20 protein-coding genes are annotated in these 26568 nt (G+C 35.3%); 4 read left to right on the top strand and 16 right to left on the bottom strand.

The features are described 5' to 3' along the window. Positions 1 to 21: 21 nt before the first annotated feature. From AC1DY0_RS02275 to AC1DY0_RS02220, 12 genes are all read right to left on the bottom strand, one after another. Entirely contained in the window at positions 22 to 2340 is a 2319-nt protein-coding gene (locus AC1DY0_RS02275; RefSeq protein WP_477187063.1) for a penicillin-binding protein 1A, read from the bottom strand. A gap of 9 nt (positions 2341 to 2349) precedes the next feature. Next, positions 2350 to 2829, bottom strand: coding sequence for a gliding motility lipoprotein GldH (locus AC1DY0_RS02270; RefSeq protein ID WP_326400390.1), 480 nt, complete (start codon positions 2827 to 2829; stop codon positions 2350 to 2352). After that, the gene (locus AC1DY0_RS02265) at positions 2813 to 4213 is read right to left on the bottom strand and encodes a PSP1 domain-containing protein (protein WP_477187062.1); all 1401 of its coding nucleotides are present in this window, start codon (positions 4211 to 4213) and stop codon (positions 2813 to 2815) included. The genes AC1DY0_RS02270 and AC1DY0_RS02265 overlap by 17 nt, the downstream gene beginning before the upstream one ends. 173 nt (positions 4214 to 4386) lie before the next feature. Then, on the bottom strand, positions 4387 to 5910 hold the full coding sequence (locus AC1DY0_RS02260) for a hypothetical protein (protein ID WP_477187061.1): 1524 nt from the start codon (positions 5908 to 5910) through the stop codon (positions 4387 to 4389). Between the two features lie 216 nt (positions 5911 to 6126). Continuing rightward, on the bottom strand, positions 6127 to 7113 hold the full coding sequence (locus AC1DY0_RS02255; RefSeq protein WP_477187060.1) for a virulence RhuM family protein: 987 nt from the start codon (positions 7111 to 7113) through the stop codon (positions 6127 to 6129). 96 nt (positions 7114 to 7209) lie between these two features. Further along, positions 7210 to 7440 carry a ferredoxin gene (locus tag AC1DY0_RS02250; protein ID WP_477187059.1) on the bottom strand — a complete coding sequence of 77 codons (231 nt, stop codon included), beginning with the start codon at positions 7438 to 7440 and terminating at the stop codon, positions 7210 to 7212. Continuing rightward, positions 7440 to 8681, bottom strand: a complete 1242-nt coding sequence (locus AC1DY0_RS02245) for a peptidase U32 family protein (protein ID WP_477187058.1) — start codon at positions 8679 to 8681, stop codon at positions 7440 to 7442. The genes AC1DY0_RS02250 and AC1DY0_RS02245 overlap by 1 nt, the downstream gene beginning before the upstream one ends. A 230-nt stretch (positions 8682 to 8911) precedes the next feature. Further along, positions 8912 to 9352 carry an IS200/IS605 family transposase gene (tnpA, locus tag AC1DY0_RS02240; RefSeq protein ID WP_477187057.1) on the bottom strand — a complete coding sequence of 147 codons (441 nt, stop codon included), beginning with the start codon at positions 9350 to 9352 and terminating at the stop codon, positions 8912 to 8914. Between the two features lie 22 nt (positions 9353 to 9374). Beyond that, the gene (gene trhO / locus AC1DY0_RS02235) at positions 9375 to 10733 is read right to left on the bottom strand and encodes an oxygen-dependent tRNA uridine(34) hydroxylase TrhO (protein ID WP_477187056.1); all 1359 of its coding nucleotides are present in this window, start codon (positions 10731 to 10733) and stop codon (positions 9375 to 9377) included. Between the two features lie 792 nt (positions 10734 to 11525). Beyond that, positions 11526 to 11840 carry a GIY-YIG nuclease family protein gene (locus tag AC1DY0_RS02230; protein ID WP_477187055.1) on the bottom strand — a complete coding sequence of 105 codons (315 nt, stop codon included), beginning with the start codon at positions 11838 to 11840 and terminating at the stop codon, positions 11526 to 11528. A 65-nt stretch (positions 11841 to 11905) separates the two neighbouring features. After that, positions 11906 to 12241: a hypothetical protein gene (locus AC1DY0_RS02225; protein ID WP_477187054.1), complete on the bottom strand. Its 336-nt coding sequence runs from the start codon at positions 12239 to 12241 to the stop codon at positions 11906 to 11908. A gap of 374 nt (positions 12242 to 12615) precedes the next feature. Beyond that, entirely contained in the window at positions 12616 to 13101 is a 486-nt protein-coding gene (locus AC1DY0_RS02220; protein WP_477187053.1) for a hypothetical protein, read from the bottom strand. Positions 13102 to 13233: 132 nt separating this feature from the next. Between AC1DY0_RS02220 and AC1DY0_RS02215 the strand changes: the two genes are divergently transcribed. Further along, the gene (locus AC1DY0_RS02215; RefSeq protein ID WP_477187052.1) at positions 13234 to 13398 is read left to right on the top strand and encodes a hypothetical protein; all 165 of its coding nucleotides are present in this window, start codon (positions 13234 to 13236) and stop codon (positions 13396 to 13398) included. Positions 13399 to 13419: 21 nt separating this feature from the next. Here AC1DY0_RS02215 and AC1DY0_RS02210 read toward each other — a convergent pair whose 3' ends face one another. The 3 genes from AC1DY0_RS02210 to AC1DY0_RS02200 all read right to left on the bottom strand — a co-directional run bounded on the left by AC1DY0_RS02210 (position 13420) and on the right by AC1DY0_RS02200 (position 18897). After that, complete coding sequence (locus tag AC1DY0_RS02210) at positions 13420 to 14982, bottom strand: serine hydrolase (protein ID WP_477187051.1); 1563 nt, start codon at positions 14980 to 14982, stop codon at positions 13420 to 13422. A gap of 391 nt (positions 14983 to 15373) precedes the next feature. Further along, positions 15374 to 17248, bottom strand: a complete 1875-nt coding sequence (locus AC1DY0_RS02205) for a M1 family metallopeptidase (RefSeq protein WP_477187050.1) — start codon at positions 17246 to 17248, stop codon at positions 15374 to 15376. Positions 17249 to 17310: 62 nt separating this feature from the next. Beyond that, positions 17311 to 18897, bottom strand: a complete 1587-nt coding sequence (locus tag AC1DY0_RS02200) for a S8 family peptidase (protein ID WP_477187049.1) — start codon at positions 18895 to 18897, stop codon at positions 17311 to 17313. 210 nt (positions 18898 to 19107) lie between these two features. On the opposite strand from AC1DY0_RS02200, the gene AC1DY0_RS02195 reads away from it, so the two are divergent. The 3 genes from AC1DY0_RS02195 to AC1DY0_RS02185 all read left to right on the top strand — a co-directional run bounded on the left by AC1DY0_RS02195 (position 19108) and on the right by AC1DY0_RS02185 (position 25479). Continuing rightward, a complete protein-coding gene (locus tag AC1DY0_RS02195) occupies positions 19108 to 23340 on the top strand; it encodes a T9SS type A sorting domain-containing protein (RefSeq protein ID WP_477187048.1) in 4233 nt (1410 codons plus the stop codon). A 4-nt stretch (positions 23341 to 23344) separates the two neighbouring features. Beyond that, positions 23345 to 24043 (top strand): glycoside hydrolase family 78 protein, encoded by a 699-nt coding sequence (locus AC1DY0_RS02190; protein WP_477187047.1) that lies wholly within the window; start codon positions 23345 to 23347, stop codon positions 24041 to 24043. A 131-nt stretch (positions 24044 to 24174) separates the two neighbouring features. Beyond that, on the top strand, positions 24175 to 25479 hold the full coding sequence (locus AC1DY0_RS02185) for an NCS2 family permease (protein WP_477187046.1): 1305 nt from the start codon (positions 24175 to 24177) through the stop codon (positions 25477 to 25479). 70 nt (positions 25480 to 25549) lie between these two features. Here AC1DY0_RS02185 and AC1DY0_RS02180 read toward each other — a convergent pair whose 3' ends face one another. After that, positions 25550 to 26407, bottom strand: coding sequence for an MBL fold metallo-hydrolase (locus tag AC1DY0_RS02180; RefSeq protein WP_477187045.1), 858 nt, complete (start codon positions 26405 to 26407; stop codon positions 25550 to 25552). Positions 26408 to 26568: the final 161 nt, after the last annotated feature.

Here is a 26568-nt window from a genome sequence, read left to right as displayed (position 1 = left end):
TTGTTGGCATGAAATACTTCTTTACAATGAAAATTCTTCAGTATCTTGTTCTGGAGTTGCGGTGGTATCTTTGACTACTGCTGCTCTTGGGGCATAACAATCTACTTTTATGGAAAGATTTTTTGGTCTTTCAAAATCTTCTTTGGATACTGTTAAGGTCTTGTCGTCATAACATTTATTCATAAAATACCCCCAGATAGGTAATGCCATTGCGGCTCCCTGTCCATAGGTAAGGCTTTTGAAGTGTGCTGAACGGTCTTCACAGCCTACCCAAACACCTGTAACTAGGTTGGGTACCATTCCCATAAACCAACCATCGGATTGATTTTGTGAGGTTCCTGTTTTTCCGGCAATTGGATTAGTAAACATATATGGATATCCGGTCCAACGCTTGTCCCCATTACCTCCACCTTGAGTTCTCAATCTTGCTCCAGAACCACTTTCGGTAACACCTTCCAGTAGTTTAATGATGGCAAATGCAATGTCTTTGTTCAAAACATCATGGGACTCTGGAATGGGTTCGTAGATTACTTCGCCGCTTTTGTTCTCGATTTTGGACAAGAACTGAGGTTTGGTATAAACGCCTTGATTAGCAAATGTGCTGAAGGCCGCAACCATATCTTCTACGGTAATTTCCACAGCTCCCAAAGCGATAGAAGGTTGAGTAACGATTTCTGATTTTACACCCAATTTATGGGTTAGTTCAATTACGGCTTCTGGGCTTACCTTGTCAATTAATTTTGCGGATACCGTATTGATGGAATATGCCAATGCCTGTTTTAAGGTAACCATTCCGCGGTAGTTGTTATCTGAGTTTCTAGGTTCCCAATCTTCGGTTACATGGTGACGGCCTTTTCGAATTATAAAAGGACCATCGAGTATGGAATCACAAGGAGACATGTTTAATTGTTCTATCGCTGTTGCATACACAAAAGGTTTGAATGTAGAACCTACTTGTCTGGCTCCTTGTCCTACGTGGTCATATTGGAAATATTTGTAATTGATACCTCCAACCCAAACTTTTATATTACCCGTTTGTGGTTCCATGGACATCACTCCTGCTTGTAAAAAGTGTTTGTAATAACGGATGGAATCCATTGGTGTCATGATGGTGTCCCTTTCTCCTTTCCAGGTGAAAACCGTCATTTTTGTCTTCTCATTAAAGGATTTTATGATTTCTTCGTCACTTTTATCCTGATCCTTTAAAGTGGACCATCTACTGGACGATTTCATGGCTTGATTGATAATACGTTGGGTTTCTGCTTCTGAAATGTTTATGAAGGGAGCATTTTTATTGTCTTTATTTTGAATAAAAAACTCTTCTTGCATATTGGCCATGTGGGCAGCAACTGCTTCTTCGGCATAAGCCTGCATTCTTGAATCAATAGTGGTGTAGATTTTAAGACCATCTTTGTAAATGTCATAATCAGAACCATCAGGTTTTTTGTTTTCGTCCACCCATTTCTTCATGTAATCACGAAGGAATTCTCTAAAATAAGTTGCAGTCCCTTCTCTATGACTTTCCAATTTGAAATGCAATGTGATTGGAAGGCTTTGCAATTGATGTTTTTGGTCTTCAGTGATGAGGTTTGCTTTTTCCATTTGAGAAAGCACCACATTTCTACGGTTTTTTACCCCAACTGGATTTTTTACAGGATTATAAAGTCCTGAGTTTTTGAACATACCCACTAAAATAGCCGATTCGTCAATGGTTAAATCTTTAGGTTCCTTTGAAAAATAGGTTTTTGCAGCAGAGCTAACCCCTACGGAATAGTTCCCAAAATCATACACATTGCAATACATTGCGATGATTTCATTTTTGGTGTATTGTCTTTCTAAACGAATGGCGATAATCCATTCTTTGGCTTTTTGTACAATTCTAAAAGGTAAAAATTTTGATCCTTCACCGTGAAATAATTGTTTGGCCAATTGTTGGGTCAATGTACTGGCTCCTCCACTGGTTCCCAAACTGGCAATGGCTCTTAGTGTTCCTCTTCCGTCGATACCGGAATGCTCGTAAAAACGGGCATCTTCGGTTGCCACTAGAGCTTGAACAAGATTTTTTGGTAAATCAGAATATTTTAATGCAGAACGGTTTTGTTTGAAATATTTACCAAGAACCACTCCATCTGAAGAGATGATTTCGGTGGCAAGATTGGAATCTGGATTTTCCAGATCTTCAAATGAAGGCATGGATCCGAATAAACCCCATGAGGCAAACAGGAAAAACAAAGCAATGATTCCCAATCCATAAAAGTAAATTTTCCAAAATTTTCTGGAATAATATTTAACATCTTTAACGACGCTTTTTGCCTGAGTGTTACTTTTTTTGATAGCCATAATCGTGTTCTAATCTTTATTTTCTATTCTAAAACCTACTTCGGTAATTCCGTCTAAAAAAGTAACTCCAGGCACTTTTCCGTTTTCTCTTACTGCTTGTTTGATATGTACTTTATATTTTCCTCTAAAACGAACATTCTCTTTGTAATAGAGCTTACTTTCCTTGATATCAGTGAAACCATCGCCCAACAATGTTCCGTCTGGCTCTGCCATCTGGTATTCCAAAGTATCAACTTTAGTGTAGCCGTTTGGACTTTCCAAGGACACAATTAGAAAGAGATTGTTGTATTTGTAATTGTTGTTGTCTCTCAAATTTACAAACAAATTATATCTTTTTGTCGAATCCAAAACGGGTAGGTCAAAAGTGACTATACTGTCTTTATGCCAAGCACTTCCCACAGATTTATACTCATCAAAAACCCTTTTTTTATCACATGAAAAAAGGAGTACTGCTACCAAAAGCAGCAAAAGACTATTCTTTATTCTCATTTTTTTTAATAATTATTGGTTTTCTAGGCTGCTCTGGCTTGTTTTCGGCACTAGGAGCAGGACGATTATTGTTGTTATTTGGTTTCTTACGATTGTTTTTATTGCGATTTCTATTGCCGTTATTGCCGTTCGGATTTTCCTTAGTTGGATTCTCTTTGTTTGCAACGTTTGCATTAGCATTTGTATTGCTCGGTGGATTGTTTTTTTGAACAGTTGGTTTGTTGGCATTGTTAGGAACAATAACATTTTCACCGGCAACTCTAGGTTTTTTGTTTGGTTTTTTCTTTTTCTTAGGTTGGTCAAAACGCGTTAAACTTTCTTGCCCCATTGCGTTATTGAAATTTTGTTCCGGTTCTGTAACAACTTCAATAGCATAATCTTCAAGAGAAGAAACTTTGTTTTTCAGTTTGTTTTCAGCAATAATTTCTTTGACTTGGTCAATTTTTAGGATGTGCCAGTTGGCAAAATTATTGGTGTAGGCAAACCACATTAATCCTTTGAAAATATCTTGTTTTTGGCAAATAGCATCTCCTTTTTCGGTAACCAATTTGGTGTCAAACTCTGGAAAATCTTTTAAGGCATCCATATAAGTGTCTAGTTCGTAGTTCAAACAACACTTCAATTTCCCACATTGACCTGCCAGTTTTTGTGGATTTAAAGACAGTTGTTGGTAACGAGCTGCCGAAGTGTTTACACTTCTGAAATCCGTTAACCAAGTAGAACAACACAATTCTCTACCACAAGAACCGATTCCTCCCAAACGAGCTGCTTCTTGACGGAAACCTACTTGTTTCATCTCGACTCTTGTGCTAAATTCTTTAGTAAAGTCTTTGATTAAAAGTCTAAAATCGACTCTGTCATTGGCTGTATAATAGAAAGTGGCTTTGGAACCATCACCTTGAAATTCAATATCCGAAATTTTCATTTCCAGTTTTTGTGCAATCGCCAATTCGCGAGCACGAACTTTCATAGGTTCTTCTTTATTTCGGGCTGTGGTCCAAATATCAATATCTTTTTGGGAAGCTTTTCTATATACTTTTGGAACTTCATTACTCGAAGGATTGACTCCTTTTTTCTTCATTTGAATTTTTACCAATTCTCCTGTAAGTGTCACTATTCCAATATCATGTCCTGGTGAAGCGACAGTCGCCACTATATCACCCATACTCAATGTTAAATTCTCGGTATTGCGATAAAACTCTTTTCTACCGTTCTTAAAACGAACTTCCACACAGTCAAAAGGAGCTTCGCCATTTGGCAAACTCATGTTCGAAAGCCAGTCAAAAACCGTTAATTTATTGCAGCTATCGGTGCCGCAAGTCCCATTATTTTTACAACCCTTTGGTGCACCACCGTCTGAAGTTGAACAACTTGTACATGCCATAATAATATATGTAGTATTGCTATTAAAGCAATTTAAGTTCGAATTACGTTTAATCTGTAAAGGTACTATTTTTTTGCTTTATGTTACAAGGGGTAAAAAAGGCAAAAAATCATAAAGTTATACTAAAGAAAAGCATAAGTATAATGCGGAAAGTATGTTTTATAAAATGTTTTTTAAAGTATGGAACCAAAAGGCATAGTCGAAAGCATCATTAAAAGATTAAACGTTTTTTCATCAACAAGATTGGCATACAATAATCCAAAAACGGGCTTGCCGTTGTAAATTTTCAATGTCATGATTTCTTGGCCCCTGATTTCAATGTCCATTTGGTTCCCTGCTTTGCTGTTTTCAATGATAAAAGGCACCTTGTTTAATTCTCCTTCAAGGCTGAATGGTGTTGTATGTCCATTTTGTCCCGAAAATGTATTATTCCAAAATTCAGGCATCTTACTGATAGTGGATTCGTTTTTGCCATCCCAATATTGTGAGAAGTGATTTTTGGAATCAGCACGATCTCCGACTGTAATTTTAAAATGTCCAATGGTGTCTTTTTCACGAATCAAATAACAGATTTTGTTGGAGTCCAAAGATCGACTTACAGTTGAGTTGCCATTGAGATAGTTGCTGTATTCTTTGGTTCCATTAGCATCTCTTGATACTTCACGCTCTTTCTCTTCTCGAGTTTCTTCAATAAAAGGAACTTCACAAAAATAATGTGCGTTATCTTTCTTGTCGATGAAACCAAATTTTGTAGCAAACCCCATTGCTCTTATTTTATCAGTGCCTATACCCGTTAAAGTGGTCAATGTTGAGTTGAATAAATTGTTGCCAAAATTATTTTTTCTTTTCGTTTTTCGGGTTCTGCTATTCTGAATGATCCATTCTTGTTTGAGTTGAATCAGTTCAATAATGGAATCATCTTTTGTGACGAAATTTAGTTTTTGGGCATTCGCCAATGTTTTATCAGTATCTAAAAATAAGCAAGCTGGAGCTACCTCCAATTTTAATTCACTTTGAGAAGTAACGGCAAATAATGTTTGAACGGCTTTATCAAAAGCTTCAAGAAAAGATGGCGTAAAAGCAGGGAGTTTTTGCAGTAAAATTTGATCAGCGGGCGTAGGTGTCCGTTGCATTTCGACCGTCATTTCATTTGAAAAAATCACGGACTGATTACTTCCATCAACAATCAATACTTTGAACTGCATGTAAAATGGAGTATTATCTAAAGTTTCAATAACTGGCTTTGTTTCAAAAGGCGAACTGTTTTTATAAGTTATTGGATAAGGACCATTATCAATTACTTGAAGAAACAAATGCCAGCTGCCGGGTATTCCTTTTTTTAAATTGGTTTTAAATTTTGGAGCCTTGCCATAGTAGGGTATTTCTTTTATGCTCCATTGAGGATTAAAAACATCAGCATTCCAACGATTGTTTATTGCAGTCAGTATACTTTGCTTCAATTTGTCAGCTATTTCGGAATTGGTTGCCAAAACAACCCGAGAATTAGTAAAAGGATTAGACCCATCACTTGATTCTTCAAAAGTGGGATTGTAAGCATACTCCATTTTTTCGACCCGAATGGTTTGTTTTTCCACCGATTGAGAAAATGAACAATAAGACAATAAACACAACCAATACGTTGCAAATGATTTGAGGTTTTTTGTGGTATTGAAACTGTTTTTTAACATATTAATCATTGATTTATACAGTTTGTTATAATCAAAGATACAATTTTATTGAATCGCTTAAATTCCCTTTGGATTTATCCAAAACCTTAATTTTTCTAAGTCTCTTTCACCGAAATGATTTTCACAGGACAGGCCTTTGCCACCAGTTCGTAACTTTCGGCTATGGTTTGGTAGAGTGATTTCAAAGTGTAAAAATCTATTTCGACATAAATGAAATAGGGTTTTTTACTTTAGTTTTTTTATTTCTTTATCAAAATCAGAAATTATTTTCTGTGTTTTATTAAAAGTATCATATGCAGCAATTGCTTTTTTATCAGCTTGTAGTTTAGAAATCTTTCCCTTACCGTCCAAAACTTTATAATCGTTGAAGTCTAGAAATTTATTTACACTTTCGGCCAATTGAATCATAGTAAAAGTGTTTTCTCTTTCAATCAATCCTTCTATGTAATCAAAATAACCTGTTACGGTACGTTCCAGTTGCTTAATTTCTTTTTCTTGCAAATAATTTTTGGCAACAACCACATCAGATTTCAAAACCCTTCCGGTTGGACTATTTTTCCAAGTGGTTAATCCCATATTTTCCTTATCGGCATCGGCGGTTTTATATATTATTTCGGCTGCAGTCTTACCTGTTATTGCAAAATGGAATTTATTCTGAACGGTGGCATAGAAATTTTTAGTTATATCGGCATTGTTGTCATAGTCAATGCTGCACTCAGCAAAAATATCGGTTACTTGCTGGTAAATCCTCCTTTCGCTCGCTCGAATCGAACGAACTCTTTGCAGTAATTCTTTAAAGTAATCTTTACCAAAAATAGCCTGACCTTGTTTTAAACGATTGTCATCTAAAACAAAACCCTTTATGATATATTCTTTTAAGGTTTGGGTTGCCCAAATACGAAATTGTGTGGCTTTGGAAGAGTTTACTCGATAACCAACAGAAATTATGGCATCGAGACTATAATGCTTTACTTTGTATGTTTTGCCATCTGATGCAGTTGCCGAGAAAACCTCGGTAACTGAATTTTCTTCTAATTCATTACTTTCAAAAATGTTTTTTAAGTGTAATGAAACATTGTCCGTACTACAGTCAAACAATAACGCCATTGCTTTTTGTGAAAGCCATAACATTTCATTTTGCAACAAAACGTCAACGCGTATTTCTCCGCTAGGCGCAGTATATAATACAAACTTTTTTAAATCTTCATCCATAATTACTCTATTTCCATTGTGTCAATTGCTTTCATCAATCGATGGTTTCTGCCAAAGCTACAATGATTTTTTGTAAAATGAGTAACTCTTTATCGTCTACGTTTCCTTCACCGAAATAATCTTCACCGGACAGGCTTTTGCCGCCAATTCACAGCTTTCGGTTATGGTGTGGTCGGGTGATTTCAAAGTGTAAAAACCTTTGGCGTTTACGCTTTTGATCAACACCGATTTTCCGTCTTTTTTGGACATCTGAAACTGGACTGGCGCCATTTCCACACAGTAATTGCACCCAATGCACTTGTCCCTTTGTAGCGTTACAATAACCATTAGGCTTCGACTATTTTGTATAATTTGTCAGACATACGGATTCTGAAAGGCAATTTGAAAGTACAATCGTCTCCTTTGGTTGCTTTTTCAGCTGTTACGTCATTTACGAACATTTCTTCAATAACCATTTCCTGTGCACCTGTGCTTGGGCCGGTAACCAATATTTTGTCTCCGATTTTAATGTCGTAAGCTTCGATTTTGAATTGACCAATTTCGGCTTTTGGGAAAAAATGGGTTCCTTTCCCAACATATACTTTCTTCTGTGTTGCCATCGATCCCGAAACATCGCTCCATTCTCCCAATTCCTGTCCAAGATAATAACCCGACCAAAAACCACGATTGTAAACGGTGTTCAAGGCTTCCATCCAAACAGCGATTTTTTCTTTGGTAAAAGTGCCTTCATTATAACTGTCAATAGCCTCACGATAGGTTTTTATTACGGTTGCAACATATTCTGGAGCACGGCCTCGACCTTCAATTTTCAAAACTTGAATACCCGAATCAATTACTTGATCCAGAAAATCAAGCGTGCACAAATCTTTTGGGGACATCATGTATTCGTTGTCCAATTCTATTTCAAAACCAGTTTCCTGGTCGATAACAGTATATTTTTTGCGGCAATTTTGTTTGCAGGCACCACGGTTTGCCGATGAGTTATTCGAATGTAAACTCAAATAGCATTTCCCCGAAACCGCCATGCACAATGCACCGTGACCAAAGATTTCGATTTCCACCAATTTGCCGTTTGGTCCCTTGATTTGTTCTTTTACGATTTGTTCCGTGATTTTTTTTACTTGGCGTAAACTCAATTCACGGCTCAAAACCATAGTATCCGCAAATAAGCTGTAGAATTTAATGGTTTCGATATTAGTTACGTTCAGTTGTGTCGAAATATGAACTTCCATCCCAATTCCCCTCGCCATCGAGATTACGGCTTGGTCGGAGGCAATTACTGCGGTGATGTTGGCTTCTTTGGCTTTGTTCAACAATGTTTTTACTACCGATAAGTCGTGGTCGTAAATGATGGTGTTCAACGTCAAATAACTTCTAACGTTCTTGGCTTCGCAACGACGGGCAATTTCCGGGAGATCCTCCATTGTGAAATTTACCGTGGCACGAGCGCGCATGTTCAATTGCTCTACGCCAAAATAAACAGAATCCGCACCATTATCTAGTCCAGCCTGAAGCGACTCAAAGTTCCCTGCGGGAGCCATAAGTTCAATTTTGTTGTTTGTTGCCATGTGTTTTTTATTTCGTTCGTCTCCAACGGTTGAAACCGTTGGCTATGGTATTATGCTCGTTTACGTTTTCTAACTATCGCCCATGGTTTCAACCGTGGGAAATGTATTGTTGTTTTTATATTGATATTTCTCTGCATTGTCTCCAACGGTTGAAACCGTTGGCTATGGTATTACGCTCGTTTACGTTTTCCAACCATCGCCCACGGTTTCAACCGTGGGAAACTGGATAGTCAATCATCAGAATTATTCAATCCATGTAATTTTATAAATTCATCAAATTCGTCTTGACCATTTTTCTTTAGATGGTGTTGTTTCTGATTTTTGATATAATTATAAACAATTTCCAATTGGGATTCGCTGACAGAAAATGATGCAAAACCTGTTTGCCATGCAAATTTTTCAAGAATAAGATTTCCGCCATTAATAGAATGCGAAGAACTTCCTTTTATTTGCTTTATAACGTCAGTAATTGATTTTTGAGGATTCAACAAAAACAATGCGTGAATATGATCCGGCATACCGTTAATAATTCTAACAGGACATCCAAGTTCTATTAATTCCTCTCGGATGCAATCATATACTATTTTTTCTATTGAAAAATCTATTAATTCCTGACGATTTTTGGTTGCCCAAATGGCATGAATCCATAATTTATTGAAAGAGTGTGGCATAGAAATTAGCTTAGAATTTCAGCTAATTTACAATTTTATACAATTTGTCTGACAATCTAATTCTGAAAGGAACTGTGAATGTCACTTTATCCCCAGTTATAGCTTGAGTACTTTCGATTCCGTTGACCAACATTTTATCCAAAACCATTTCTTGGTTTCCGGTTGTTGGCCCAACGATTAAGATTTTGTCACCCGAATTCAATTCTTGGTTTTCGATAGTGAAAAGCCCCACTTGCGCTTTTACGTAGTAATGTTCCGCTTTGCCTAGTAGTGTTTTTTTGATTTTTATCTTTTTGCGAATATCAGTAGTTTTTGGAGCAGTTGCCAAAGCTGTATCTGTCAATTCCCCAGAATGTTTGAATTTTAAACTTTCCGATTTTCCTTTTCTAAAAACTTTATTTCCAACTTGCTTTCCAGTTCTCAATCTTACTTGATCGACTAGAGGCATGTGTATAATTTCCAGACATTCGGTAGAACAGCAGTTGTCCATGGCCGTTTTGCATTCGTCACATTGAATAAATAACAAATGGCATGCGTCGTTTTCACAGTTGGTATGATTATCGCACGGTTTTCCGCATTGGTGGCATTGAGAAACAATATCGTCTGTAATTCTTTCGCCCAAACGATTATCGAAAACAAAATTCTTTCCAATGAACTTGCTTTCCAAGCCTTCTTCTTTTAATTGTTTGGCGTAATTGATGATTCCGCCTTCCAATTGGAAAACATTTTTGAAACCTTGGTGTTTGAAATAAGCACTTGCTTTCTCACAACGAATTCCACCGGTGCAATACATAACCAGATTTTTGTCTTCTTTGTGGTCTTGAAGCTGCTCGTTGATTATCGGTAAACTCTCTCTAAAAGTTTCAACATCGGGAGTTATGGCACCTTTAAAGTGACCCACTTCACTTTCATAGTGATTTCTAAAATCAACTACAATTGTGTTTGGATCATCTAGTATGTCGTTGAATTCCTTGGCTTTTAAGTGAATTCCTTTGTTCGTTACATCAAATGTATCGTCGTTCAGACCGTCGGCAACAATCTTGTGACGGACTTTAATCGTTAGTTTCAAAAAGGCGTGATCGTCATGTTCTACGGCCACATTCAAACGAATTCCTTTCATAAAATCATAAACTTCAAGAGTCTCTCTAAAAGCCTCAATATTTTCGGCAGGAACATTCATTTGGGCGTTGATGCCTTCATGGGCAACGTAAATTCTACCCAACGCATCGAGTGCATTCCAGGCTACAAATAAATCGTTACGAAATTGTGTTGGATCTTGAATTTTGGCATACGCATAGAAAGACAACGTAAGGCGTTGTTTTCCGGCTTGATCAATAAGCTCGGCTCTTTCTTCTGCGCTTAAGGTGTTATACAGTTGCATGCTATAAACGTTTAAGTGAGAAAATATGTGGTGAGTTCTAAATGGAAGAACTCAAATCGGGCGCAAAATTAGTGAATTTTTGAGATTTTATAATGCAAATTGGGGGAAATTTAGTAGTTGTGGGCCTGGCAGATGTAAATAAGACTAAATCCGAGTTTAATTATTATTTTTTGGAGCAGAAAGATTCCGCATAATAGGATATATAGTCCCGCTTTCTGTTACAATCTCCCGAAGAAAAATCGGGAGGATTTCCACTACAATCGGGGCTAAAGGAAGAGATTTTGCTTTTTTATCATCATCCAAAAAAGGAATATAAATACTTTCACTCCTAGGACTAAACTAAAGTATTCACAACGTTTACACACAATATTGTCATCCCGAGGAACGAGGGATCTTCACAAGTATTTCCACAAAGCAAGTCCTCTACACTGGGGAATTACTTACGGGGATTTCTCCTCCGTCGAAATGACAAGTTTGGGAATAATTGGGGTGTTTAAAAAATGTCATTGTTAGGAATGAAACTTCAAAAAAGGAATATGAAATGACGTTCACATTTAGGACTAAACTAAAGTATTCACAACGTTTACACCCAATATTGTCATTTCGACGGAGGAGAGATCTCCGCTAGTAACTCCGTAATCTAAATAAAAAAGAGTCGCTTTGCCGAATAGTATTGTGGAGATCCCTCGTTCCTCGGGATGACAATATTGAGGGAAGTGGATTGAGAAATAAAATTGCAGAAATTACTTTGTAATACTATTCGAACATTCACAATCTTAATTGGAACAAATCCTATTCAAACAAATGATTCAAAAAATTAAGCTCAGGATTGATCGTCTTAATGAGATCCAACTTCTTTTCTCTTCTCCAAGCCTTTATTTCTTTTTCACGTGCAATAGCTTCTTGAATCCAAGTAAATTTTTCGTAGTAAAGTAAAAAGCGAACATTATAGCTTGAGGCAAATGTTTTGTTTTTTGAATCAATATTGTCTTTGTGTTGTACTAAACGTATTTTCAAATGATTTGTTACACCAGTGTATAAAACAGTTTTTGCTTTATTGGTGATTATATAAATATAATAAGTATGATGTCCTTCTTGAAATTGCATATAACTAAATATCTTTTTATTTTCAACTATAAAACTTCGGGAGCTTGAAAATAGTACTTTCTCACTCAGCCTTTCACCCCAATCACCTTCAATAAAACTTGATTTTCATTTTCAAGAAGTCTTATTCTTTCTTTCAAAGCCTCAATTTCGTTGGTGGAGGTTGCATCAATAGGAGCATTGGTAGTGAACGTTTTCGGGAACTGCACGGCTATGTCCATAAAAAAGTTGTGTCCTAAAACTTCCGATATTTTTACCAATGCATCAACCTGCATGGTTTTTTCCTTGCACTGTTGTAAAATAGTTTGATAGCCAATACCTGTTTTTCGTGCCAGGACACTTTTGTAAATGCGTTTGCGATTGTAGTATTCTGAGAGTAATTCGCCAATATGAATTGTTAGCATAATTTTTTATTTGTTATGATTTTGATAAAAATACGAATTTATTTATAATTAAAAATATTGTTTGTAGTATAAATCATATTGTGTAGTTGTAAAAAAAGATAGCTTCACTATAAAATACTATAGCCACGCTATATAAAAATATAGATTCGATATATAAAACGGATAGTGTTGCTATAAATAAATATAGCTTAGCTATATAATTATATAGCGACACTATAATAAAACATAGTACTGCTATATATTTTTATAGTAGTACTATAAAAAAATACCAATTATGAATCTATATTTGTAATAATATTGGATAAAAAAAACCAACAGCGAGGCTGTTGGTTTCTGAAATCGAAAAAATATTTTATCAATTCTAAACAGTATTATTACAACTGTTCCTGAGGTACGCTGGTAGCATTTTTTTCAAACCTAACTTTTAGTTTGTCATAGCTGGCCTGAGCACCGGCAACACCTCCATCGGCAGCCGATTTGTATTGTTCGTAGGCTTTTCGGGCATTAATCAAGGCTTCCCTGCCTGCAATACGCTGGGCATCCTTAAGTCTTAGGATAATGCTTTGATACAGTGAAATCAATTCCTCAGATTGGTCGTAAAAAGCGACATCGTTAGCCAAATTAGCAGTGCTGAACCAAGCGGGCATAATAGCTGCTCCATTGGAATTTAGTTCATTCAACGCACCATCCACAAAAATTTTGTTGTCCACATTGATGTCGCCACCGCTTGCGCGTTCTTCTTCGGTAAGGGTTGCCCCAACCGGGATTTTGGCAATGGTTGCGTTGGCATTGTTTTTCATCAGGGTCATGTCGGCAACAGCATAGGTTAGGTTTAACCTGTTTGGATTTAAATTACTCATTCTAGTTACATTTTTTGGTTAATATATTCAAATGTAAGAAAACAGAAATGAAATAATTATTTATTTGTAGGATTTTTATAACTAATAACTTGTAAATTGTGGGAAGTTGAATTATTGGAATGGATATAACAAATGAGATTAGCTAACGCTCCGTTCGCTTCGCTCGGGTGCTTAGTGCCTCGCAAGAACCAAGCAACTATTGCTGTAAAAACAAACAAACATAATTGTGATTACACTAGTGACACTATAAAAGCAAAAAGCCACTTCGTTATTGAAGTGGCTTCTTTTTTATCGTAAATACTTGTTCGGGGCAGGCCTTTATTTTTCGACTCTTTTTAAGTCTAAATCTTGAAAGTCAAAACTAAAATCAATGTTTGGCGAAATACCTTTCATCTTAATGGATTGCGCTTTGCCTGTTTCATCAAGCGAAAACATAGCAAAGGCATCACAATTCATAGCCTGATATTCCCATTTTATAGCAAATGTATTGGCATTATAAAAAGCCATAGGACCGTTCAATTTAGGGGAGCGAAGTGATTTAAACCATAATTGTTTGTTCTTTTCAAACACTTCAATTTCACCAAACCACTTGTCTGTGTAAGTGCCTATAAAATCTTCATTTTTTACGATTACTTTCGTTGCAGATTTTACTTTTTCCCAAACTTTTTGGGTTACTTCATCACCTTTACTTCTATCTTGCTTCATCCACTCAACCATTTTATCTGTCCATCCAAAATCGTCCAGACCTAAATAGCTGTCAGCAATGGTACTTGAAACTGCAGAAAAAAGTCCAGCACCACCATTTTCGGTATTGGTCAAAATCACGATACCTAAGTTCAGATCTGGATACATCGTCACAACCGAAAGCATTCCAGGTAAGCCGCCGGTATGTGATACTTTTAGAGTTCCTTTTGAATCTTCCAATTCCCAACCTAATCCATAACCGCAGAAATGAGAAGAGTATCTAGGATTTGGATTTGCTTCTTCAACGGTATGTATGCGCCACATTTCATTGTAGTTTTTCTCAGAAAACAGTGTTGATTTCAAATCAGTTCCATATTTACCTTTATTCAAACGCACCAACATCCATTTTGCCATATCGGAAGCGTTTGATATTACCCCGCCTGCAGCACTATTCATCTGTACTCCAAAGTTTTCAATTGTTTTTATAGTTCCAGATTCAGATGAGTGTGCTACTGCCAAATTACTTTTGTCCTTGATTAAATCGCTTGCTGCAAAAGTATTGCTCATTTGCAGAGGCTCAATAATTCGTTTTTGCACGAATGCCTCATAACTCATACCGCTTGTTCTGGCAATTACTTCTCCTGCTACGACATAGAGTAAATTGTCATAATCAAATTTGGTTCGGAAAGCAGAAACCGGTTTGAAATATTGAAAACTGCTCACCACATCCTTAATGGTGAAATTTGACCCATCAGGAAAAAACATCAAATCGCCAATACCTAATCCGAGGCCGCTGCGATGCGTTAATAAATCCTGTATGTTAAAATTCTCTGTTACATAATCATTATACATTTTGAATTCAGGGATATAGTCTTTTACTTTATCCGTCCACTTCAATTTGCCCTCATCCTCCAAAATAGAAAGTGCCGTCGTCGTAAATGCCTTGCTATTGGATGCAATTTGAAAATTGGTGCTTTCGTTTACCGCTTTTTTTGTTTCAATAGAACTAAGGCCGTATCCTTTTAGGTGAATTACTTTTCCATCCTTAACAACCGCAATTGATGCGCCAGCTACTTTAAATTTCATTAAGGCATCGTTCATTAATAAATCAATTTTTTCAGATGTTACTTGAGCAAAAGTTGTAGAGGCAAAGCAAATTAAGAGAACTGATGTTAACAGAGTCGTTACTTTTTTCATATTTGAGTGTTATTTTAGGATGTTATAGTGTGTCTGGTTTGTTGATAATTCGTTTACATATATGGTAAAGTCTCACATATCTATCCAAAACTTGGTAGTCTTGTCTGACAAACATAGCATTAATTTTTAGAATCTTAGCTGAAGTGTCTAACTTTTACAGGAAGACAAGATTGAAGGGAAGTAGACGATGCTTAGCAGTATTTGCGTGAGGGATAGGAGCAAGCTACCGAAGTAGCGTGGATAGCCCGACAGCATAAAGAAAAGGGACCGAATCACCGTTAAGTGATTTGGTCCCTTTTCTTTATGGTGGCACGCCCCAATGATTTTAACTAAAAAAGCTCTTTTAAAACTTTACATTTTAAAAGAGCTTTTATGCTTTGTTTACAAAAAATTATTTCAGTTCGTAAACATTATTGCTTTGTTTAACATCTGCCATTAAACCACTTGGGTCGATGGTGATTTTCTTGATTGATGTCTTATTTTTTGAAATATTAAACTCAAAAGTAGGATACGCCCAAGCCCAATCGTTTAGAACGGTTCTTGTAATGGCAGGAGTTGGGTTTTCTTTTTCGAAACTCATCATGCGCAACGGAATGTAAAAAATCTCTTGAGTACCATCTGTGTATTCTACCAATAAATCAATAGGCATTGGCATTCTACCAATACGTTCTAGAGTTACAGTTGTTTTGTCTGCGTTTTCTTTTACTTCTTTGATTCCGTAATCGATGGTGTTTAATGTTTCTGTCCAATCCACCAAGTACCAATCTAAGTTAGCTCCCGAAACACGCTCGGCAGTTCTCTTGATATCGTTTGGCGATGGGTGCTTGAATTTGAAATCTTGGTAGTATTTTTTTACCGTTTTGTTCAAATTATCTTGTCCAATCACATAAACCAACTGAGACAGGAATATACTTCCTTTTACATAAGACGCAATACTATAAGAACGGTTTTCATCATAACGATCTCCGTGTGTGGAAAGTGGTTGTTCCTTTCCAGATTCTACTAATTTATAGTAAGCAGCATAGTTCCCTTTGAATGGGTTTTCTTCTTTTTTGTCTTTCAATTCATTCAGGGCCGAATCTTCAATATAGGTGGTAAAACCTTCGTCCATCCAAGGGTGCTTAGATTCATTGGATGCCAAAATATGTTGGAACCAAGAGTGTCCCATTTCGTGTGTTGCTGTGCCTAAAAGTCCTTCAAGTTTTCCGTTGCCCAACATCAAAGTACACATGGCATACTCCATTCCGCCATCACCTCCTTGTATAAACGAGTATTGCTTGTATGGATAATTTCCAACAGTTTTGTTGTAATAATCCATCACCTTTACCATCAAAGGCTCTAGTTTTCTCCAATTTTCGGTTACCTCAGTCGTGTTTTTGAAAAGGAAATGCAAATCGACATTATTTGGTCCTTTTACTATATCGTGTTGGTAATTTTTATCGGCAGCCCAAGTAAAATCATGTACCATTGGAGCTATAAAATGCCAAGTCAAGGTTTTTTCTTTTTTTGGATAAACTACTGTAGTTCCAGCATCTTGATAACCATGGCCTATTTCGTTTGGGTTTTGCAAATAACCGGAACCTCCCAAAGTATAATCTTTATCAATTGTGATGTTCACATCAAAATTTCCCCAAACACCATGAAATTCTCTGGCAATATAAGGGTCGGCATGCCAACCTTCGAAGTCAAACTCTGCCATTTTTGGGTACCATTGTGCCATCGACAATTCAATGCCTTCTACACTATTTCGTCCCATACGGCGAATTTGCACAGGTACTTGACCATCAAAATCCAATGTAAAAGTTGTTTTTGAATTTGGTAAAATAGGTTTTGCCAAAGTCACTTCTAAAATAGTACCTATCACTTTGGCAACAGCCGTAACACCATCTTGTTTGAAATTTGAAATTTTCAAATACCCAATTTCATTCGGCTTAAGGTTTTTAATTCGGCTTTCTTTTATGTCTTTGCCATCCACTTTTATTTTGGTTACCATACGACCATCTGGATCCTTGATAGATTGTAGTCTTGCATCCATTTCGCTTCCCGGTTGAAAAGCATTAGTATATAAATGATAATACACTTTCTTCAATGTATCTGAAGAGTTATTGGTGTAAACCAGTTCTTGTTTTCCTTTGTACTGATAGTTTTTGACATCCATCGTGACGTCCATTTTGTAATCAACCTGTTGTTGCCAGTAACCCGCTTTTTGGGCGAATAAATTACCCAGACTTACTGAAAAAAAAGCAAATAGAAAGAGTTTGCGCATGGTATTAAAAATAAAAAAATGGAAGAGTTTTTGACTCTTCCATTGGATTAATAGTAGTTAAATTATTTCTTAGACATTTTTTCGGCCATCAATAATGCGTTATAAGCATTTACCATTTTGCCTGATTTTGATGAATCAGCAGCTGTTTTTTGTTCTTGATTTTCTCCTAAAAGTACATTCGCAGGAAGTGGTGTTCCAGAATCCATCAAGATTTGTTTCACTTGTTTGGCAGATAATTTTGGATAATAGGAACGAATCAAAGCAGCAACTCCAGCAGCATTTGGTGACGCCATAGAAGTCCCTTGCTCATATTTGTATTTGTTATTTGGAACAGTTGCATAAATTTCTGTTCCAGGAGCATAAACATCTACGTTAACAGTACCATAATTTGAAAAATCTGCAATTACATTTTGTCCATATTTATTACTCAAAGCACCTACAGTAAGTACATTGGACGCAAATTCTATTTTATTGTCTTCGGAGTCATTTGGGAAGTTAATATTTTCAGCTAAATCAATGTTATCTCCATCGTTTCCAGCGGCATGTACAAATAACACATCTTTCTTTTCGGCATATTTTATAGCGTCAAAAACCCATTGTTTGTGTGGAGAATAACTTTTTCCAAAACTTCCATTGATTACTTTGGCTCCATTATCTACAGCGTAACGAATTGCCAATGCAATATCTTTGTCATATTCATCTCCATCTGGAACAGCTCTAACAGCCATAATTTCTACATTATCGGCAACTCCGTCACCTCCTATGTTATTTCCTCTTACTTGTGCAATAATTCCAGAAACATGAGTTCCATGAAGAGCTTCTTCTTTGTCTGGACCATAAACGATATTATTTCCGTATTTGGTATCTTTAATATCTTCTGGATTGTCGCCCACCACTTTTCTACCATCTAACTCTTTGTTCAAATTATAGTTTAATTGATCGTAAACATATTTTGTGTAATCTTCAATTTCAGCTCTGAAAGTCGGACCTGCATTAGTCAAAATACGGGTCATGATCATTTTACTTTTGCTCAAATCGGGATCTGTAGTAACGATTCCGTTCAAATCTTCAACAGTATAGTTTTCTTTATTCAAATGCTTTTGAATCGCCTTATCAGTGGCAGTTAAGAAATCCATTTGCTGTTTTTCTTTCATTGCATTATTATACTTTTCTTCATAAGCAGCCAATGCGCTTTTGTAGGTCGCCGATCCATCATCACCCTTTTTTATGATACGGGTCATCTCTAGAGTTTCATGTAAATCATTCCCTAGAAAATTCCAGCCGTGAATATCATCGATATAACCGTTTTTATCGTCATCAATTCCGTTTCCGGCAATCTCTTTTTTATTAGTCCAAATTACCGATTTCAAATCTTCGTGGTCAATATCTACACCAGAATCTATAATTCCAACAATCACTTTGACTCCTTTTTTACCTTTAAGTAATTCGGCATAAGCTTTATCCACGCTCATTCCTGGGATACTGTCTTTGGCTAAATCCAGATGCGACCATCTTTGCAATTCAGGTTCACTCAATTCTCCTTTTTTGCCAACATAATCAATTGACTTTGTAGCTGTTTGAGCATTTGCCGAAAGGCATAAAGACAAAGCGGCTATTAACGTTATTGAGGTTAAATTTATTTTTTTCATATGTAGATTTTCTGAATTTAAAATAATGAACTCCAAAAATAGTGGAAGTAAATTAGATATTAATCAATCATTAACGGTTTTTTATGATAAAATGTTTCTGCAAATATTTTGTTATAAAAATAAAAAAATATGTATATTCTGAAAAAAATTATGTAAAAATAAGTTAAATTTCGTACTCTTGCATCGCTATATTTTAATAAATATTAACCTATGAAAACAAAATTACTTTTATTTTTTTTGCTATTCTCACTTACCATTAATGCACAAACCAATTTAATCCCCAACGGGGATTTTGAAAATTGGAATTCATCCTCACAACCTGATAATTGGTTCAGGTACTTCAGCGGTTTTGCCTCGCAAAGCACTTCGTCTCAAAATGGCACATCAAGCACCAATATGATGATTACTGATGGGACATTTAATTATATTAACAGTGAATATTTTCCTGTTGTAGCCAACAAAACCTACCGTATTACTTTGTATCACAAATTAGTTTCGGGAAGTTTTTCAGCAATTGATCTTAGTTTATATCACAAGCCAAGTACATTTAAAGAGGAAATCATTAAAAAAACAGATGCTACGTTTTCTAGTAGTGAATGGCGAAAAATTGAATTTGACTATACTGCAACTGTAAACGAAAATATCGAGGTAGATATATGGACTACTGGAACACTTAATTCAGAAATTTTAGTTGACAATGTTTCTGTGATTGATGTAGCAACAATTGGAGCACAATACACTATGATACCTGATGTAAATTTTGAAAATAAATTAATCGCATTAGGTATTGATTCTGGGGCCACTGATGGAAAAGTGTTAACAAATAATATTAACAAATTAACTTCATTGGATGTTTCGTATAGTTCTATTGCTGACCTAACAGGGATTCAGGATTTTGTGGCTTTAACTAATTTAAATTGTGGAAATAATAAATTAACAGCTCTTGACGTTTCTAAAAACTTAGCGTTGACCAATTTATATCCTTCCAGTAATCAGTTGACAACTCTAGATGTTTCTCAAAATCTCGCTTTAGTTAATTTACAATGTTGGAATAATCAAATAACTTCGTTGGATGTTTCTAAAAATATCGCTTTAACTTCTTTAGGGTGTAGCAACAATCAATTAACTACACTTGATATTTCTAAAAACGCAGCTTTAACATATTTTAATTGTTCTTCAAACAACCTCTTGAGCTTGAATCTAAAAAATGGCAAAAACACTTTGTTGACAGATATAACTCTTTCATCCAATCCTGACCTAAGGTGTATAACTGTTGATGATGCTGCTTATTCAAATACCAACTGGGCAAATAGGAAAGATGCTTCTGCCTTATTTTCTCCTTATGATTGCTCGACAGTTACACTAATTCCAGATCCAAAATTTGAAGATAAATTAATAACATTAGGTATTGATACTGACGGTAAAAATGGGTTTATAGTAACTGCAAGTATAATGTCCGTAACTATATTAGATGTATCTAATAGCGCTATTGCTAATTTGAAAGGTATTGAAGGATTTACTGCATTGACAACTCTTAATTGTTCTGGAAATTTATTTACCAAAATAGACCTTTCTAAAAACGCTTCAATCACAACCCTAAATTGCTCTAATAATCCAACATTGGTTTGTATACAAGTAGCTGATGTTACAGCAGCTTCCAACTGGGCTACAACCAAAGATACAACAGCTAATTTTAGTCTCGATTGTACTATTTATACGCTTATTCCAGACGCTAAATTCGAAGACAAACTAATCGCTCTTGGAATTGATAAAGACGGAAAAAACGGGAAAGTGGCTACAGAAAGTATAGCTTCTATAACCTCACTAGATGTTTCTAATAGTTCGATTGCTGACTTGACAGGGATTCAAGATTTTGTAAGTTTGAAAACATTAAATTGTTACGATAATAAATTAACCAATTTAGATATTTCTAAAAATGTAGCTTTATTAGAACTTAATTGTTATTCAAATCAATTGCCTTCTATTGATGTTTCTAATAATATTTTATTAAAAACATTAGATTGTAGTGCAAATCTTTTGTCTAGTTTAAATGTTACAAAAAACATAGCTTTAATATATTTATCAATTTCTTACTTCCCTACTAAAACAGGAGCCTCAGGGAAAGGAAAATTTGAATCTATCGATATTTCAGAAAACATAGCCTTAGAAACACTTTATTGTCAACAAAATAAAATAAAAGTATTGGATGTTTCCAAAAACGTAAATTTAACAGCTTTGTATTGTTGGGAAAATTCGATAACAGTCCTAAATGTTTCGAAAAATGTTTCTTTAAAAACATTATCATGTGGTGGTAATCTATTAACAAATATAGATGTTTCAAATAATAAATTATTAGGATATTTAAGTTGCAGTGAGAACCTGTTAACAGAATTAGATGTTTCTAATAACCTATTGTTATACATGTTAGATTTTGATTATAATCAATTAAGAGATTTAAATTTATCAAAACACACTAAACTTAGTCAATTATTTTGTAAATCCAATCAATTAAAAAGTTTGAATCTTAAAAACGGAAATAATACTAAAATAGGTTATTCAAATTTTACAAATAATCCTGATTTAAGTTGCATTGAAGTAGATGATATTACTTTTTCAAATACAAATTGGAAAAATTACAAAGATTCAAGTGCTAATTACAGTAATAATTGTAGCAACTCAACTTTAATTCCAGACCCTAAGTTTGAAGACAAATTAATAGCTTTGGGTATTGACACTGATGGTAAAAACGGTAAAGTTCTCACTGCAAGTATTGCTGCCTTAACCTCTTTGGATGTATCAAATGTTGGCATTTCAGATTTAACAGGAATTGAAGATTTTACATCTTTACAGAGTTTAAGTTGTGACAATAATGCATTAACAAAGCTAAATCTTTCTTATAATCATTATCTAGAAAGTTTAAACATTGCTGCTAATAAATTAACTATGTTAAATTTAGTGTACAATACTAAACTACAAACTATTCATTGTAATGACAATTTATTTAGAACACTTGATTTTTCTAAGAATACAAGCTTGACCGAAATCTATTGCCCAAACAACAAATTGGTTTCATTAAATCTTAAGAACGGAAATAACGCAATTAACAATGGTCCAAGCATCAAAAATTTTACCAATAATCCAGATTTAAAGTGCATAGAAGTAGATGATGTCAACTATTCTAATACAAACTGGTCTTTTTATAAAGACGCTACAGCGAGTTATAGTTTTGACTGTGCCTACTCTACGGCAATTCCAGATGCTATGTTTGAAGACAAATTGATTGCATTGGGCATTGACACTGATGGTAAAAACGGTAAAGTTTTAACTGGAAGCATAGCATCTGTAAGCTCACTTGACGTTTCTTCAAGTTCGATTACTGATTTGTCAGGAATACAGGATTTTGTGTCTTTGACTGCTTTAAAATGTAGCAACAACCAATTAATCACACTGGATGTTTCTAAAAATGTTGCTTTGACAACTTTGATATGTAGCAATAATAAATTAACCACTCTAGATGTTACTAAAAATAATGCTTTAACAAAATTTGATTGTTATTATAATAATCTTCAATCTTTAAACCTAAAAAACGGCACTAATAATTTGCTAACCACTGTCAATACTAACATTGCTCACAATCCAAACTTATACTGCATTCTTGTTGATGATGTTACTTATTCTAATACCAATTGGTCAACTAAGAAAGATGCTACTGCCTCTTTCAATAGTGTTGAATGTATTGCATTATCGTTACCTTCAAACAATTTTACTATTGAGTCAAAAGGTGAAACCTGCCTTAACTCAAATAATGGTGAAATAAACATTAGTTCAACAGCAGCATATACTTATAAAGCTAGCATTAATGGAACTCTATATTCTTTTACCAATAACAGTTTAAATCTTCCTAATTTAACTCCTGGAACCTATACTATTTCCATTACTATTCCTGGTGAAAATTTCGAACAAAACTTCACAGTAATCATTCCTAAAGGAGCAATCATTACTGGAAAATCTAGTATAGTTGCTAACAAAGTTTCTGTAGAAATTACCGAAGGAACTGCCCCTTATACCGTTTTTGTAGATGGCGTAGAACAATTTGAAACTACTGATTCAAGCTTTTCTGTAGAAACCAAAAAAGGAGGATTACTTCAAGTGAAAACAGCCAAAGACTGTGAGGGTATTTATGCCAAAAAAATTATAGGATTAGAAGGTGCTATTTCTGCTTACCCAAATCCTACATCTGGAAGTTTTGAGATTGAAATACCAACCTCTAAAAAAGAAGTCGTAATAGTATTATACTCGATCGATGGTCATTTAATATCAAACAAAACCTACGCTATCAAGAACAGAAAAGTACAATTAACTCTTGAAAATCAACCTACAGGAATTTATGTTGCGAAAATTGAGTTAGACACCCCAGACTATCTAAAAATTATAAAAAATTAAAAAAATGAAGAATTTCATATACCTCTCAATAGTTGGATTACTATTTATTTCTTGTAGCGGTGGTGGAGATGATCCAGTAACAACTCCAGCAGTTAAAAACTCGGCACCCACAATCCCTTCATTGGTTGCTCCAACGGATAATAAATTATGTATTAATAATATAGTTGGTTTTCAATGGAATCCCTCCACGGATGCTAATAATGATGCAATAACCTATCAAATACAAGTAGCAAAAGACAATACGTTTTCTCAAATTGTTAAAACCATAGAAAATGCTATAAATACTGAAGGTACTCAATTAGAAAAAGGAATAGCCTATTATTGGAGAATAAAAGCAACCGACAGCAAAGGATTGTCAAGTAATTATTCAGCCACATTTAAATTTTATACAGCAGCTGATGCAGTAGTCAACCATTTGCCTTTTTCTCCAGAATTAGTAGACCCAGCTATTAACACCGTATTGAATACAACAACAGCCACTTTAAAATGGAATGCTTCCGATGTTGATGCATCGGATATTCTTTCTTATGATGTGTATTTTGGAACCACTAATCCTCCTACATCAAAAATAAGCGAAAACACAGCAGCAAAAACCCTTGACGTTACGTTAGAACCTGCAAAGGAATACTTTTGGAAAGTAGTTGTGAAAGACAATAAAAGCGGAGAAACTATAGGTCAAGTTTGGAAGTTTAAAACGAATTAATTTCTAAAAAATTCAAAAAAACAAACCCCCTATTTTCATTCATTTGAAAATGGGGGTTTTATTTTTTATCGTAAATTTGAGTACTTCGAAAAGTCAATTTTAAATTTCCGCAGCAATAACTCGAAAAATAAATGGGCAAAATACTGAAATATTTTAAAATAAAAGAGCGTGAAACTTCAATAAAACAGGAACTTTCAGGTGGTCTCGTTACTTTCTTGTCTATGTCTTACATCATTTTTGTAAACCCAAACATACTATCGATGACGGGTATGCCAAAGGAAGCGCTGATTTCGGTTACTTGCATTGCTGCAATTTTTGGAACTTTATTAGTTGGAATCTGGGCTAAAGTTCCTTTTGCAATGGCTCCCGGGATGGGACTAAACGCCATGTTTGCATTTACCTTAGTTCTTGGTCAAGGAGTCTCCTGGCAAGATGCTTTGGGTGTTGTTTTTCTTTCGGGAGTATTCTTTACGATCATATCTTTTTTTGGTATTCGGCATAAAATTGTTGAAGCAATTCCTCCCTCATTACAAGTAGCTATGGGATGTGGTGTCGGTTTTTTTATTGCTTTTATTGGATTCAAACAATTAGGACTTATTGTTGCCCATCCAGAAACTTTAGTCACATTGGGCAAATTTACCCCTGCCGTAATTATAGGTTTGATCACTTTGTTCATAACAGTAATCTTAGAAATTTACAAAGTAAAAGGCGCTATCTTGATTGGAATCATTGTTGGAACTTGTTTGGGAATTGGTTTCGACTCCAATGTCCATTTACCCACTCACGTTTTTTCGTTACCTCCATCCATTACTCCAATTTTTGGACAATTAAATATCTTAGGAGTCTTAAAGTTAAGTTTTGCTTCAGCCATTTTCTCTTTCCTTTTTGTGAGTTTATTTGATTCAATTGGAACTGCAATTGCCTGTTCTTATGAAGCAAATCTGGTTGGTAAAAATGGTAAAATGCCTCATCTCAAAAAAGTATTGGAAGCCGATGGTATTGCTACTATGTGCAGCGGAATTTTAGGCACAAGCAATACTGTGGTATTTATAGAATCAGCGACAGGAATTGCAAATGGAGCGAAAACGGGCTTAAGTTCCGTTTTTGTGGCTCTGTTTTTCTTTTTAGCCTTATTTGTTTCTCCTATTATCGGAATCGTTCCTGCATATGCAACAGCGCCGGCTTTGATCCTCGTTGGGATTTATATGTCCAAACATTTATCAAGAATCAATTTTGATGATTTACATATTGGTGTTCCTGCATTTTTAACAATGATTATGATGCCCTTAACTTATAGTATCAGTAATGGAATAGCTTATGGTTTTGCCTGTTATATTATCCTGGCCCTATTTACCAAAAACACCAAAGAAGTAACGCCAATGATGTGGGGCGTTGGGGCGTTTTCAATCCTGAGTATTGTAATTGCACAAATGTAATAACAAATAAAAACCCCATTTTCAAATCGATTTGAAAATGGGGTTTTTATTTAGATTGAACTTTAGTATTTTAAAGAATTTCGTCACACGTAAAAACTTCTTTCAATCGCACGCCTTTCTCCGTATGCTCAACGGTTATAATTTCGTTATGCGCATCGTGTTCCAAAAACAAATAATAGTTATCAGTAGCAGCGGCATTCAGAAATTTAGATTTTTCAGGCATGGTCAATAAGGGTCTTGTGTCATACCCCATTACATATGGCAAAGGCAAATGCCCCGCCGTTGGAATCAAATCGGCACAAAAAACAATTGTTGTATCTTGATACTGAATATGTGGAATCATCATTTTTTCGGTGTGTCCATCAACATAAAAAATTCCAAATCCCAATTCTTTTGAAACTGCAAAATCGCCATCAGGTTTTGCAATAAAATGCAACTGACCACTTTCTTGCATCGGCAAAATATTCTCTGACAAAAAAGAGGCTTTTTCTCTGGCGTTAGGTTTTGTTGCCCATTCCCAATGATTTTTGTTTGTCCAGAATTTTGCATTTTTAAAAGCTGGTTCGTAACCTGTTTTTTCTTTGTTCCATTGTACACTTCCTCCACAATGGTCAAAATGTAAATGCGTCATAAAAACATCGGTAATATCATCGCGATGAAAACCGTATTGTGCCAACGATTTGTCCATCGAATGGGTACCCCAAAGCGAGTAATATCCAAAAAACTTGTCGGATTGTTTATTTCCCATTCCAGTGTCAACCAAAATCAATCGGTTTCCATCTTCAATCAACAAGCAGCGGGCGGCAATATCTATCAGATTATTTTCATCGGCAGGGTTAGTCTTGTTCCAAATAGTTTTGGGCACAACACCAAACATAGCTCCGCCATCGAGTTTAAAATTGCCTGTTTCTATTGGATAAAGTTTCATTAGTTATGTCTTAAAGTTGAAAATAACCTGCAATTTAGCAAAATCCGATGGCTTAATTCTAACCATATATAACAAATTTCTATTTTGGCATTAGTTATATAAATGTTATCAGTTATGGGAAAAAGCATTTTATATAGTATCTTTGCAGTTAATTTAGACGA

The organism is Flavobacterium sp. P1_E4 (assembly GCF_056405915.1).
This window is presented reverse-complemented; position numbering and strand designations above follow the sequence as displayed.